The organism is Eleftheria terrae (assembly GCF_030419005.1).
Taxonomy (GTDB): domain Bacteria; phylum Pseudomonadota; class Gammaproteobacteria; order Burkholderiales; family Burkholderiaceae_C; genus Caldimonas; species Caldimonas terrae.
The window spans coordinates 74815-88550 of record NZ_CP106951.1; the positions used below are offsets into that span (position 1 = coordinate 74815).

Below are 13736 nucleotides of genomic sequence, written 5' to 3' on the forward strand. Positions count from 1 at the left end.
CCGGCCCAGCGCCGGCGCGACCGGGCGCCCGGCGCGCCGCGCATGTTGTTTGCTGCGAACAGACGTCACGGGGACGAGGCGGAAGCTCTACACTTCGCGCTTCATTTTTCGACCCCCCGCCGCCGGAGGCTGCCCCATGATGCGTTTTCGCTTTCCCATCGTGATCATCGACGAAGATTTCCGCTCGGAAAACGCGTCGGGACTGGGCATCCGCGCCCTGGCCGAGGCCATCGAGAAAGAAGGCTTCGAAGTGCTGGGCGTCACCAGCTACGGCGACCTGTCGCAGTTCGCACAGCAGCAGAGCCGGGCCAGCGCCTTCATCCTGTCGATCGACGACGAGGAATTCGGTGCCGGCTCGAACGAGGAGGTGGACGTCGCGCTGAAGAACCTGCGTGCCTTCGTCAGCGAGATCCGCTTCAAGAATGCCGAGATGCCGATCTACCTCTATGGCGAGACGCGCACCTCCCAGCACATCCCGAACGACGTCCTGAAGGAGCTGCACGGCTTCATTCACATGTTCGAGGACACGCCGGAGTTCGTCGCCCGGCACATCATTCGTGAAGCGCGCAGCTACCTCGACTCGCTGGCGCCGCCGTTCTTCCGTGCGCTGGTGGAGTACGCGCAGGACGGCTCCTACTCCTGGCACTGCCCGGGGCATTCGGGTGGCGTTGCGTTCCTGAAGAGCCCGATCGGCCAGATGTTCCACCAGTTCTTCGGCGAGAACATGCTGCGCGCGGACGTCTGCAACGCAGTAGAGGAGCTGGGCCAGCTGCTGGACCACACCGGCCCGGTGGCCGCCTCCGAGCGCAACGCGGCGCGCATCTTCAACGCGGACCACTGCTTCTTCGTCACCAACGGTACGTCCACCTCCAACAAGATGGTGTGGCACCACACGGTGGCGCCGGGCGACGTGGTGGTGGTGGACCGCAACTGCCACAAGTCCAACCTGCACGCCATCATCATGGCAGGCGCGGTGCCGGTGTTCCTGACGCCGACCCGCAACCACTACGGCATCATCGGGCCGATCCCGCAGAGCGAGTTCAGCCGCGAGTCGATCGAGCGCAAGATCGCGGCCAACCCGCTGCTCAAGGGCGTGGATGCCAAGAGCGTGAAGCCGCGCATCCTGACGCTGACGCAGAGCACCTACGACGGCGTGCTCTACAACACCGAGACCATCAAGTCGATGACCGACGGCTACATCGACACGCTGCACTTCGACGAAGCGTGGCTGCCACATGCGGCCTTCCACGACTTCTACAGCGGCATGCACGCGATGGGCAAGGACCGGGCGCGCACGCAGCATTCGCTGGTGTTCTCGACGCAGTCCACGCACAAGATGCTGGCGGGCCTGAGCCAGGCCTCGCAGATCCTGGTGCAGGACTCGCACATGCGCAAGCTCGACCGCCATCTCTTCAACGAGGCCTACCTGATGCACACCTCGACCTCGCCGCAGTACGCGATCATCGCGTCCTGCGACGTGGCGGCGGCCATGATGGAGCCGCCCGGCGGCACCGCGCTGGTGGAGGAGAGCATCCGCGAGGCGCTCGACTTCCGCCGTGCCATGCGCAAGGTCGAGAAGGAGTTCGGCAACGACTGGTGGTTCAAGGTGTGGGGCCCGGACGAGCTCGCCAGCACCGGCATCGGCGAGCGCGAGGACTGGATCATCAAGGGCGATGCCAAGTGGCACGGCTTCGGCCAGCTGGCCGAGGGCTTCAACATGCTCGACCCGATCAAGTCGACGGTGGTGACGCCGGGGCTGGACCTGAACGGCTGCTTCGCCAAGACGGGCATCCCGGCCAGCATCGTCACCAAGTACCTGGCGGAGCACGGTGTCATCGTCGAGAAGACGGGGCTCTACTCCTTCTTCATCATGTTCACCATCGGCATCACCAAGGGCCGCTGGAACACGCTGCTGACTGCGCTGCAGCAGTTCAAGGACGACTACGACAAGAACCAGCCGATGTGGCGCATCCTGCCGGAGTTCTGTGCCAGCCATCCGCGCTACGAGCGAGTGGGGCTGCGCGACCTGTGCCAGAGCATCCACGAGATGTATGCCAAGGGCGACATCGCGCGCCTGACCACCGAGATGTACCTCTCGGACCTGCAGCCGGCCATGAAACCGAGCGACGCCTATGCGCGCATCGCCCACCGCGAGACCGAGCGGGTCGAGATCGACCTGCTGGAAGGCCGCATCACGACCTCGCTGCTGACGCCGTACCCGCCGGGCATTCCGCTGCTGATCCCGGGCGAACGCTTCAACAAGAAGATCGTCGACTACCTGCGCTTCGCGCGCGAGTTCAACCGCAAGTTCCCTGGCTTTGACACCGATGTGCACGGCCTGGTGGAGCAGGTGGACGAGAACGGCGACGATGTGTACTACGTCGATTGCGTGAAGCAGGACTGAGGCTGGCCGCGCTGCGGCTGCCCCTGCGAAGCCCGCCACTGCCGGCGGGCTTTTTTCATGGGGCACCGCCTGCATGGTCGGGCCGACAGGCGTGACATGAAAGCGCCGGCCGCCGCCGAGGTGAGGCCGCGCCAAGGAGGTCACCACGCCGGGCGGTGGCGGTGACAAGGTGAGCTACTTCCCCTACCGCGATCTGGAAAAGGCCATCCGAGCCGCCCTGCGCTCCGTCTACCAGGACGTGACGGTGCTGGCGTCGGCGAACGATGCCGAAGCCATCCGCAAGGCCGATGTGGCGTATGTGTTCAAGCCCGAGATCACCACCGCCTCCAGTTCCCCGTCGCCCTTCACCTGGCCGCCCACCAAGTTCACGGCCGAGGTCGCCTGCACGGTGACGGACGCCTCCGGCACGCCGGTCACCCAGGTGAAGGCCGTTGGCCAGGGCGCGGCCGAGTTCGACGAGTTCAAGAGCGACTTCTCTCTGTCGGCGCGCCGTGCGGCCGCCGACATGGCACAGAAGCTGGTGGAAGAAGTTCGCAAGAACGACAAGCTGCGCTGAGCGCGCAACGCGAGGGCCGGCGCCTTGCGGCCGCCGCCGCGCAGGCGGTATCCCGGGGCCGCGCGCCGCCGGCCTTACTCCACGTGGGAGATCAGGACGCCGGCGGCTGCTCGCCCGCCAGCCTCGCCAGAGGCGGAGCTGCCACCCAGCCGCGGCATGCTGCCGCCGGGTTCGCGCCGCACCGCCACGCCGACCGACACCATGTCGACCACCAGCAGGTGCAGGATGCGCGAGATCATCGAGATGAAGGTCGAGCCTTCCTCGCCATGGTCCACCGGAATGCACACGGTGGCCTTGCGCGCCAGCGGTGACTTGCTGGACGTGATGCAGATCACTGCCGCGCCGCGCTCCTGCGCGATGCCGGCCGCTCGCACCAGCTCCGGTGGCTGGCCCGAGCTGGAGATGAACACCGCCACGTCCTGAGGCCCCAGCAACTCGGCGGCCATCGACTGCATCGATGCATCGGTGTGCGCCACCGATGGAATGCGGAAGCGGAACAGCTTGTGCTGCGCGTCGATCGCCACCACGCCGGAATTGCCCATCGCGTAGAACTCCACCCGCTTGGCCTCGCGCAGCACGCCGATGGCCCGGTCCACCGCGTCAACATTGAGCGACTCGCGAAACTGCACGATGGCCGAGATGGTGTTGTCCAGCACCTTGGCGCACAGGTCGGGCGTGGCGTCCTGCCGCCGCACCTGGGTGCGTTGCACGGGAATGTTGCCGGTCAGGCCGGAGGCCAGCTTGAGCTTGAAGTCGGCCAGCCCCTGGAAACCCAGCGAGCGGCAGAAGCGGATCACGGTCGGCTGGCTCACTTCGGCCATCTGGGCAATCACCGCGATGGCGTCGTTCAGCACCGTGCGCGGGTTCTCCAGCACGAAATCGGCCACCCGACGCTCCGCGGGCGACAGCGTGCCGCGCGCCTGGCGCACCCGGTCCATCAGCGGGTTGCCGCCTTCGCTGGCCGGCACGTGCTCGGCCAGCAGCGAGGACACGCCGTGGAAGACGGAGTTCTCGGCCGTCAGCACATAGGTGGGAATGCGCGAGACATAGCCGGAGAACCGTCCCTTGGCTTCGAAACGCTCGCGGAAGCCGGAGGCCAGGAAGGCGCTGCCCAGGCGCGGCACGATGCCGCCGCCGATGTAGATGCCGCCGGTGGCGCCCAGCGTCAACGCCAGGTTGGAGGCGACCGTGCCCAGCATGTTGCAGAAGCAGTCCACGGCTTCCATGCACCAGCGGCAAAGCTTCTGGATCGCGCGCTGCACGATGTCGGCCGTGCTCAAGCCCGGCGCCGCGTCGGCGACGCCCTGGGTCAGCGCCTGGTAGATGATCTCGAGCCCCGGTCCGGACACCAGCCGCTCGGCCGACACATGCGGCAGCGACTTCCAGGCATGGCTCAGCACCTTCAGCTCACGCTCGTCGGCCGGCGAGAAGCTGACGTGGCCGCCTTCGGTGGCCAGCGTGGTCCAACGATCGCCGGTGGGCACCAAACCTGACACGCCCAGCCCGGTGCCGGGGCCGAGCAGGCCGATCACGCCGTGCGGCTGCGGCTCGCCGCCGCCCACCTGCTCGCGCCCTTCCGGGCCGACCTTGGGCAGCGACATGGCCAGCGCGGTGAAGTTGTTCACCACCAACAGGGTTGCCAGCCCGAGCGCGCGCTGGGCCTCCGCGATGGAGAAGGCCCAGTCGCGGTTGGTCATGCGCACCCAGTCGCCTTCGATCGGGTTGGCGATGGCCACCGCCGCATGACGGGGGCGGGGGCCGGGGCCGGGCAGCGATTCGAGGTAGGCCTGCATCACCGCAATGAAGCCGGAATAGTCGGTGCAAGGCAGCACGGTGACGTAGTCGAACCGGCCGCCGACCTGCTCCAGGCAGAAGCGGGCATAGGTGGCGCCAATGTCGGCCAGCAGCCGCGGCTCTGGATAGGGGGCGTGATAGCTCGCCATCTCACGCTCCAGCGACACGCTGGGCAGCACGTCGGAAGCCGCGGCAAGCACGGATGAAGAAAGATGAATTGCAGGCATGGAAATCGCTCTCCATGCGCACTGTATCGAAGTTTCGGTGGGCCTCCATGCTGGGCTGCCTGTCCTTCAGCGACGCGGCGTGGCGGAGTGGGACCGCTCCAGCAGCACGACGCGGCCGGCGTCGAGCTGCACCCGGCCGTCCTTCACGCGCAGCGTCTGGCCGCTGTACGCCTCGTGCAGCACCTCGCCTTCCGGGAACACATCACCCACCGGCAGCGCCAGCCGGCCGGGCACAGGCAGCGCCACCACGACCCGGTCGCCGCTGGTGGCGTCCACCCGGCTGAACACGTACGGTTCTTCTTGCAACATCTGGTGCCTTCCGCGTGCAAGGGCCACATGGCGGGCGCGGAAGCTGCCAAGCTTGCGCCAGTGGGCCAGCAGCGCGGTGTCCGCGGTGCTCCAGTTCATGTCGGAACGGGTCGCCTGCTGCGCGTCGCTGGCCGGCGCGGGGCCGGCTGGCCGGGCCGTCTCGTCACCGTAGTAGATCTGCACGCCCCCGGGCGCCAGCAGCAGCGCGCTGCCGGCCTCGAACAGGCGGCTGCGGTCGAACAGCGTGGTGTCGTGGGACGACAGGTAGGCCAGGTTGCTGAAGCCGGGTCGCCCCGCATAGATGCGCGCGTAGTCGGCGAAGAGCGCCTCCGGTCGCGCGAAGCTGGCGCCGCGCTGCTGGAATTCGAAGTCGATCAACGCATCGAAGCCGGCGTCGTGCCACTCGCTGCGGCGCGGCCCGTGGCCCCAGTACTCGCCCACCATCCAGAAGGGGGCGTCATCGATCTTGCGATCGGGATGGCGCGCCTTCCAGTCGGCCAGCGCCAGCGTGGCCGAGCGCTTGAGTTCGAGCCAGGCCTGCGGCTCCACATGCTTGACGGTGTCGGCCCGGAAGCCGTCGATGCCGTAATCGCGCACCCACTGGGTGAGCCAGTGCACCAGGTAGCCGCGCACCGGGGTCTGTGGCAGGTCCGCCGCAGCCGTGCCCGGCTTGCGGCGCAGGAAGGCCGGCAGCTTCACCGGGGCGGGGTCTTCGGTGCGGAAGTCGGGCAGGAAAGCCACCTGCATCGTCAGGTCGTCGCGGCCGCCTTCTTCCTTGTAGCCGGCCAGGCTCGCCCGTATCCAGTCGCTGCCCCACCAGTCGGCGAGGGCCGGGTTGTTGTAGTCGATGTAGCTGTGGTAGTCGCGCAGCGTCGCCTGCTCCGAGCCCGGCCACACCACGCGTGGCAGCAGCTCACGGGCGGTCTGCAGATCGAGGTAGCCGGGGTGGTTGAGCACCACGTCGAACAGCACGCGGATGCCCTGTGCATGCGCCTCGTCCACCATCTCGCGCAGCTCCTGCGGCGTGCCCATGTTCTGGTCGAGCACCGTGTAGTCGAGGGCGTAGTAGCCGTGGTAGCCATAGTGCTTGAAGGCCTTGTCGCCGCCCACCACCCAGCCGCGGATCTGTTCATACGGCGCCGTGATCCACAGCGCATTGACGCCGAGCTGCTTGAACCAGCCCTCGCGCAGCTTGAGGGTCAGGCCCTTCAGGTCGCCGCCATGGAAGGTGCCGATTTCCTGGCCACCGTCCTTCTGGCGGCCATAGGCATGGTCATTGGATGGGTTGCCGTTGTGGAAGCGGTCGGTGACCACGAAGTAGACGATCGGGTTGTCGGCGAAGCTGCCCGATGCCGGGCCGGCACGGCCGGTCGCGGTGCCGGCCACCGCCGGCTCGCTGCCGGGGGCCGAGGGCGGCGCACCGGCGCACCCCGCCAGCAGGCCGGTGGCCAGCAGGGCGGGCGCCAGTTGGCGGCGCAGGCGGCCGCTCAGGCCGCGCAGTCGCGGCGGGCGGATGGGCGAGAGCAGGTCAGTGGGCATAGCGGATCCATGCGGCTGCCGGGCGCGCCGGCCGGGGCGCCCGTGGAAGACGGGGAACATGACGGGCGATGCCGGCGCCCGGGCGCGTGTGTCGGCGGCGGGCGTCCTCAGCCCTTGATGCCGCCGGCCGTCAGGCCCGACACCATCCATTTCTGCGCCAGGATGAAGACCACCGTGATCGGCAGGCCCGACAGGATGGCTGCCGCCGCGAAGTCGCCCCACAGGAAGCGCTGCTCGTAGAGGAAGAGACGGGAGCCGACGGCCAGCGTCAGGTTGCGCTCCTCGCTCAGCAGCACCGAGGCCACGGGGTATTCGATGATGGCGCCGATGAAGGCCAGCAGGAACACCACCATCAGGATGGGCACCGCCATCGGCAACAGCACCAGCCGGAAGGCCTGGAAGGGCGAGGCGCCGTCCACCTTCGCCGCTTCCTCGATCTCGGCCGGGATGGTGTCGAAGTAGCCCTTGATGGTCCAGACATGCAGCCCGATGCCGCCGGCATAGGCCAGCAGCAGCGAGGCATGGCTGTCGAGGCCGAACAGCGGGAAGACGTTGCCGATGCGGTCGAAGATCGCGTAGATGGCCACCAGCGCCAGCACCGCCGGGAACATCTGGATCAGCATCAGTGCCGACAGCGCCTGCGACTTGCCGCGGAACTTCATGCGGGCGAAGGCATAGGCTGCGGTGGTGGACAGCAGCACCATGAGGATGGCCGACAAGGTGGCCACCTTGATGGAATTCCACAGCCACAGCAGCACCGGGAAGGGCGGCTGCACCAGCTTGCCGTCCGGTCCTTCATAGCTGAAGCCGAGGGCCAGCTTCCAGTGTTCCAGGCTGATCTGGTCGGGGATCAGGCTGCCGCTGGCGAAGTTGCCGGGTCGCAGCGAGATCGACAGGATCATCAGGAACGGGAAGATCACCACACACACCAGCGCGATCAGGCAGGCATGCGCGGCAACCACGCGCCAGCGGTGCGACTTGTCGAGGACGATGGCCATCTGCTCTTGCTCCCTGCGGCCCTCAGCGGGCCTCTTCCTTGGTGATGCGGGTGGCCCGCAGGTTGATCCACGACAGCAGTGCCACCATGGCGAAGACCACGGTCGAGATCGCGGCGGCCAGGCCGAAGTTCTGGCCCGAGTCCTCGAAGGCGATGCGGTAGGTGTAGGACACGAGGATGTCGGTGGTGCCGGCGGGCACCTGGGTGTCGAGGAAGTCCGGCCGGCCGTTGGTCAGCAGGCTGATCAGCACGAAGTTGTTGAAGTTGAAGGCGAAGGCGGCGATCAGCAGCGGCGTGAGCGGCTTGAGCACCAGCGGCATCGTGATACGGAAGAAGTTGGTCAGCGGCCCCGCGCCGGCCACCGCCGATGCCTCGTACAGGTCGGCCGGAATCGCCTTGATGAGGCCCATCGTCACCACCATCATGTAGGGGTAGCCGAGCCAGGTGTTGACGATCAGGATCATCGTCTTGGCCAGCAGCGGGTCCGAGAACCAGGCCGGCTTGACGCCGAACAGCGCGTCGAGGATGAGGTTGATCTCGCCGAAGTTGTTGTTGAACAGGCCCTTGAACACCAGGATGGAGATGAAGCCCGGCACCGCATACGGCAGGAACAGCAGCGTCTGGTACACGCCCTTGAAGCGCAGGGCCTCCCAGCTCAGCAGCACGGCCAGCAGGATGCCCAGGCCCGCCGCGAAGAGCACCGTGAGGCCGGCGAAGGCCACGGTCCAGCCGAAGATGCGCAGGAAGGGCTCGCGGAAAGCCGCGTCGGTGAAGATCTGCTTGAAGTGCGTCAGGCCGATGTTGACCTGGAAGCCGGGCGGCACGTTCTGCCCGCTGGCGGTCTGGTAGAAGCCGGCCTCGAAATTGGGCTTCAGCACCTCGCCGGTCTGCTGGTTCACCAGCGTGCCGTCGTCGTTCTTCTTGTACAGCTTGGCGACCGGGCCGAACTGGCGCAGGCCGGTCATGCGCACCTGGCTGCCGTCAGGCAGCTCCACCGTATAGGCCTTCAGCGCCGGCTGCAGGCGGATCAGCTCCTTGATGGGCAGTGCCTCGCCGGCGCCCGCATCGGCTGCCGCGGCTTGCGCCTTCACGTGTTTGTGCTCGGCCTTGGCCGGCGCGGCGGCCTCGGAGGGGGCGGACAGCTCCAGTTCCGGCGTCAGGAAGGCTTGCTCGCCCTCGCTCTCGGTGAGCCGGATGCGGTGGCGCTGGCCCTGCTGCAGCAGCGCGAAGCCGTAGGTCTTGCCTTCGGCCTCATAGGTTTCTTCAAGGAAGTAGGCGGTCGTGCGCTCGAACTTCAGCAGGTTGTTGGTGCTGTAGTTCGTGAAGCCGATCGTCACGGTGTAGAGGATGGGCAGCACCACGAAGATCGCCACCGCCGCGACCCCCGGGAACAGGTAGCGCCACGCATAGAAGCGCGGCGAGGTGTAGACCCAGGCCGCCAGGGCCACCACCACCAGGATGGTGCCGGCCAGCAGGAACTCGCCCGCGGCGTAGACGATGGTGACGAAGTAGAGCGAGGCGAGGGCCAGGGCCGTTGCGACGGCCGGCCACACCCAACGCTGCATGCCTGAAGACGACTGGTTCATCTGGATCACGTTCAGGGCGCAGGCAAACAGGGCCGGCGCCTCACCGGGAAAGGGCGGCCCGGCGCGGGCCGGGCCGCATGAGGGCAGGGAGTTACTTCGCGCTGATGCGCTTGGCGGCCGCGTCCAGCGCTTCCTTCGGGCTCTGCCGGCCTTCGGTGATGTTCTGCAGCGCCGAATTCATCGACGACCAGAAGCGGCCCATCTCGGTGTTGTTGGGCATCGGCGCGCCGGCCTGCGCGCTGGCCATCGTCGCCTGGATGTTCGGGTTGCTCTTGAGCTCGCCGTACAGCGCCTTGCTGGCCGGGGTGCCCAGCGGCACGTCGGCGTCGATGGTCTTCAGGCCCTTGACGGTGAGCATGTGGTTCTCGATGAACTCCACCGCGATGTCACGGTTGGGCGAAGCCTTGGAGACCATCGCGCCCAGCACGCCGACGAAGGGCGCGGCCGGCTTGCCGGCCACGCTCGGGATCTGGGTGACGCCGAAGTTGATCTTGGACTTTCTCAGGTTGTCCCAGGCCCAGGGGCCGCTGATCATCATCGCCACCTTGCCCTGGTTCACGCCGGCTTCCATGTCGGAATAGCTGGCACCCTTGGGCATCACGCCGTCCTTGATCAGCTTGGCCAGCACCTCGGCGCCCTTGAGCGCGCCGGCGTTGTTCACGCCGGTGTCGGCAGCGTCAAAGCTGCCGTCGGCCTTCGGCTTGAAGGCATAGGCGCCGTTGGCAGCCAGCAGTGGCCAGGTGAAATAGGCGTTGTTGTAGTCCCACAGCATCGCCTTCTTGCCCTGAGCCGACAGCTTCTTGTCGAGCGCGGCCACTTCTTCGAAGGTCTTGGGCGGGTTGGGCACCAGGTCCTTGTTGTAGATCAGCGAGACGGCTTCCATCGCGATCGGGTAGCCCCAGGTGCGGCCACCCACGGTGAAGGCCTTCCAGGCCAGCGGGTCGATGTCGGCCTGTACCTTCTTGCCCGGGCTGACCGGCTGCAGCAGGCCGCCGGCGATCCATTCGCCCACCCGGTCGTGCGGCCAGATCCAGATGTCGGGGCCCTTGCCGGCGGCGGCCGCCTGCTGGAACTTGTTGGGCGCGTCCTCGGGATGCTCGACCACCACCTGCACGCCGGTGGCCTTGGTGAATTCCTCGCCCACCTTGGCCAGGCCGTTGTAGCCCTTGTCGCCGTTGATCCAGATCAGCAGCTTGCCCGGCTCGGCGGCCGCGACGGTGCCTGCGAAGCCGGCCGAAAGCGCCAGGGCGGCGGCGAGCGCCACCCCCCGGATGCGTTGACGTTGAATGCTCATAGCGTTGCTCCTTTGGAATTGCCTTGTTGGCGCTAATGAAAGTCGGTTCGCCGTTGATGTGCTGCCAGCAGCCTCAGGCACCGGCGCGCGGCAGGGCCACGCCTTGTTCGTCGAACAGGAAGCAGCGTTGCGGCGCCAGCCCCAGGCGCGCGGTGTCGCCGGTGGTCAGCGGGTTGGCGGCATCGGCGCGCACCACTACCGGTGCCTGGGCGCCGGCCACCTCCACATAGAGGTAGGTGGCATCGCCGAGGTGCTCGGCCAGTTGCACCTGGCCGCGCAGTTCCTTGCCCGGCTGGGCGCTGCCGGCGTCGATGTGCTCCGGCCGGGCGCCGAGCGTCACCTTGGCGCCGGGCGCCAGGCGGCGTGCATCCACCGCCACCTGCACGCTGGCGCCGTCGGCCAGCCGGACCTCCGCGGTCTCGGCCGTCGCGGCCACCAGCGTGGCGGGGATGAAGTTCATCTTCGGCGAGCCGATGAAGCCCGCCACGAAAAGGTTGGCCGGCTGGTGGTAGAGCTGCATCGGCGTGCCCACCTGCTCGATGCGGCCGGCGTTGAAGACCACGATGCGGTTGGCCAGCGTCATGGCCTCGACCTGGTCGTGGGTGACGTAGACCATGGTCGTCTTCAGCTCCCGGTGCAGGCGCGACAGCTCGACCCGCATTTGCACGCGCAGCGCGGCGTCGAGGTTGGACAGCGGCTCATCGAACAGGAAGACACCTGGCTTGCGCACGATGGCGCGGCCGATCGCCACCCGCTGGCGCTGCCCGCCCGACAGTGCCTTGGGCTTGCGCTCCAGCAGGTGCTCGATCTGCAGGATCTGCGCGGCGCGCTTGACCGCGGCCTGTTGCTCGTCCTTCTTGTAGCCGGCCAGCCGCAGGCCGAAGGCCATGTTCTCGGCCACGGTCATGTGCGGGTAGAGCGCATAGCTCTGGAACACCATCGCGATGCCGCGTTTGGCGGGCGGCACCTCGTTGACCACTTGCCCGCCGATGTGCAGCTCGCCACTCGTGATTTCCTCCAGGCCGGCGATGCAGCGCAGCAGCGTCGACTTGCCGCAACCCGAGGGGCCGACGAAAACGACGAATTCGCCGTCCTGGATCTCGAGGTCGATGCCATGCAGGGTCTGGACGTCGCCGTAGGACTTACGCAGGGCCTTGAGTTGGAGGTGTGCCATCGGTGCTTGCTGGGTGCTCTGGAGGTTCTTCAGGGGCGGCGAGCCGCAGTGGCCGTGCTCGCCAGTCCGAAATAGGCGCCATAGGGCGGCAGCGTGAAGCGCGCGCCCTGGCGCTGGCCGACCTGCGCTGCCGCGAAGCCGTGGCCGTCGAGGGCCTGGCTGGCGGGCGCGTCCGGCAGCTCCAGTGTCACTGCTTGCCCGCCCAGGTTGAAGAGGGCCAGCACGGGGGCGCCGGTGGCAGGGGTGCGGATGAGGGCCAGCACCGGCTCGGGCGCGTCGAGGAAGACGATGCTGCCTTCCAGCAGCGCCGGCTGCGTCTTGCGCCATGCCAGGAAGCGGCGGGTGAAGTGCAGCGGGGAGGCCGGGTCGGCTTCGTTGACGTCGACCGCGCGGGCCGCGTGCTCCGGCGGCACCGGCAGCCAGGGCTCCACGTCGCGGCCGCCGCTGAAGCCGGCATGCGGCAGGTCGCGCGCCCACGGCATGGGCGTGCGGCAGCCGTCGCGGCCCTTGAACTCCGGCCAGAAGGTGATGCCGTAGGGGTCCTGCAGCTTCTCGAAAGGAATGTCGGCCTCGGGCAGGCCGAGCTCGTCGCCCTGGTACCAGCAGGCGCTGCCGCGCAGCGACAGCAGCATGGCCAGCGCCACCTTGTTGTAGTCGGGCGTGGCGCCGGGGCCGCCCCAGCGCGTCAGCACGCGGGCCACGTCGTGGTTGCCGATGGACCAGCAGGGCCAGCCACCGTCCATCGCCGCTTCCAGCTCCTCGACCTGGCTGCGGATGTAGGTCGCGGTGTTCTCGGCCGTCAGCAGGTTGAAGCTGTAGGCCATGTGCAGCTTGTTGCCGCTGGCGGTGTAGGCGGCCATGGTGGCCAGCGAGTTGTCGTCGCCCACCTCGCCGACGCTGGCTGCACCGTACTCGTCCAGCAGCACCCGGATCTTCTCGAGGAAAGCGATGTTCTCGAACTGCGTCTTGTCGTACTTGTGCGACTGCATGCCGTAGGGATTGGTGTCCTGCACGGTCTTGTTGTCGCGCTTGGTGGCCGGCGGGTTGTCGCGCAGCTGGCGGTCGTGGAAATGGAAGTTGCAGGCATCGAAGCGGAAGCCATCGACACCGCGGTCCAGCCAGAACCGGATATCTGCCAGGATCTGTTGCTGCACTTCCTCGCAGTGGAAGTTCAGGTCAGGCTGGCTGGTGAGGAAGTTGTGCAGGTAGTACTGCCGCCGGGTGGCGTCCCACTGCCAGGCGGAGCCACCGAACACGCTCAGCCAGTTGGTCGGCGGGGTGCCGTCGGCCTTCGGATGGGCCCAGACATACCAGTCGGCCTTGGGATTGCTCCGGCTCTTGCGGCTTTCCTTGAACCAGGCGTGCTGGTCGGAGGTGTGCGAGAGCACCTGGTCGATGACGACTTTCACCCCCAGCTCATGCGCGCGGGCGATCAGCCGGTCGAAATCGGCCAGCGTCCCGAACATCGGGTCGACGTCGCGGTAGTCCGAGATGTCGTAGCCGAAGTCCTTCATCGGCGAGCGGAAGAAGGGCGAGATCCAGATCGCGTCCACGCCCAGGCCGGCGATGTAGGGCAGGCGCTCGATGATGCCGGGCAGGTCGCCGATGCCATCGCCGTTGCTGTCAGCGAAGCTGCGCGGGTAGATCTGATAGATGACGCCGCCGCGCCACCAGGAGGTGCCGGGGGTGTTGTGTGCTTTCGAGGCCATGAGAGCAGTCTCTTGGGTTCGGGTGATGGACGGAGGAGAGGGGTCTCACTGGCATGCGCAGCAGGCCGGGTGCCGGCTGCGCATGCCAGTGAGGGCGGGCGGTGCCCGCCCCGGGAGGCTCGTTGCGCGCCAGCCCGCCGGCCCCTG

Annotated in this window: 9 protein-coding genes; 2 read left to right on the forward strand and 7 right to left on the reverse strand. The window is 67.6% G+C overall.

The annotated features are described in order from the left end of the window. Positions 1–136 precede the first annotated feature (136 nt). Together N7L95_RS00710 and N7L95_RS00715 are read left to right on the forward strand one after the other, a co-directional pair. Complete coding sequence (locus N7L95_RS00710; RefSeq protein ID WP_301257904.1) at positions 137–2404, forward strand: arginine/lysine/ornithine decarboxylase; 2268 nt, start codon at positions 137–139, stop codon at positions 2402–2404. Between the two features lie 169 nt (positions 2405–2573). Next, positions 2574–2960 (forward strand): hypothetical protein, encoded by a 387-nt coding sequence (locus tag N7L95_RS00715; protein WP_301257905.1) that lies wholly within the window; start codon positions 2574–2576, stop codon positions 2958–2960. A gap of 74 nt (positions 2961–3034) precedes the next feature. Here the strand turns inward: N7L95_RS00715 and glk are convergent, their stop codons facing one another. From glk to N7L95_RS00750, 7 genes are all read right to left on the reverse strand, one after another. Then, the gene (glk, locus tag N7L95_RS00720) at positions 3035–4981 is read right to left on the reverse strand and encodes a glucokinase (RefSeq protein WP_301257906.1); all 1947 of its coding nucleotides are present in this window, start codon (positions 4979–4981) and stop codon (positions 3035–3037) included. A gap of 66 nt (positions 4982–5047) precedes the next feature. Beyond that, positions 5048–6829 carry an alpha-amylase family glycosyl hydrolase gene (locus N7L95_RS00725; RefSeq protein WP_301257907.1) on the reverse strand — a complete coding sequence of 594 codons (1782 nt, stop codon included), beginning with the start codon at positions 6827–6829 and terminating at the stop codon, positions 5048–5050. Positions 6830–6936: 107 nt separating this feature from the next. Further along, positions 6937–7827: a maltose ABC transporter permease MalG gene (gene malG, locus N7L95_RS00730; protein ID WP_301257908.1), complete on the reverse strand. Its 891-nt coding sequence runs from the start codon at positions 7825–7827 to the stop codon at positions 6937–6939. A 22-nt stretch (positions 7828–7849) separates the two neighbouring features. Further along, the gene (malF, locus tag N7L95_RS00735) at positions 7850–9412 is read right to left on the reverse strand and encodes a maltose ABC transporter permease MalF (protein ID WP_301257909.1); all 1563 of its coding nucleotides are present in this window, start codon (positions 9410–9412) and stop codon (positions 7850–7852) included. Positions 9413–9503: 91 nt separating this feature from the next. Continuing rightward, positions 9504–10706: a maltose/maltodextrin ABC transporter substrate-binding protein MalE gene (malE, locus tag N7L95_RS00740; protein ID WP_301257910.1), complete on the reverse strand. Its 1203-nt coding sequence runs from the start codon at positions 10704–10706 to the stop codon at positions 9504–9506. Between the two features lie 73 nt (positions 10707–10779). Next, positions 10780–11880 carry an ABC transporter ATP-binding protein gene (locus tag N7L95_RS00745; RefSeq protein ID WP_301257911.1) on the reverse strand — a complete coding sequence of 367 codons (1101 nt, stop codon included), beginning with the start codon at positions 11878–11880 and terminating at the stop codon, positions 10780–10782. 29 nt (positions 11881–11909) lie between these two features. Then, positions 11910–13589 (reverse strand): alpha-glucosidase family protein, encoded by a 1680-nt coding sequence (locus N7L95_RS00750; RefSeq protein ID WP_301257912.1) that lies wholly within the window; start codon positions 13587–13589, stop codon positions 11910–11912. Positions 13590–13736: the final 147 nt, after the last annotated feature.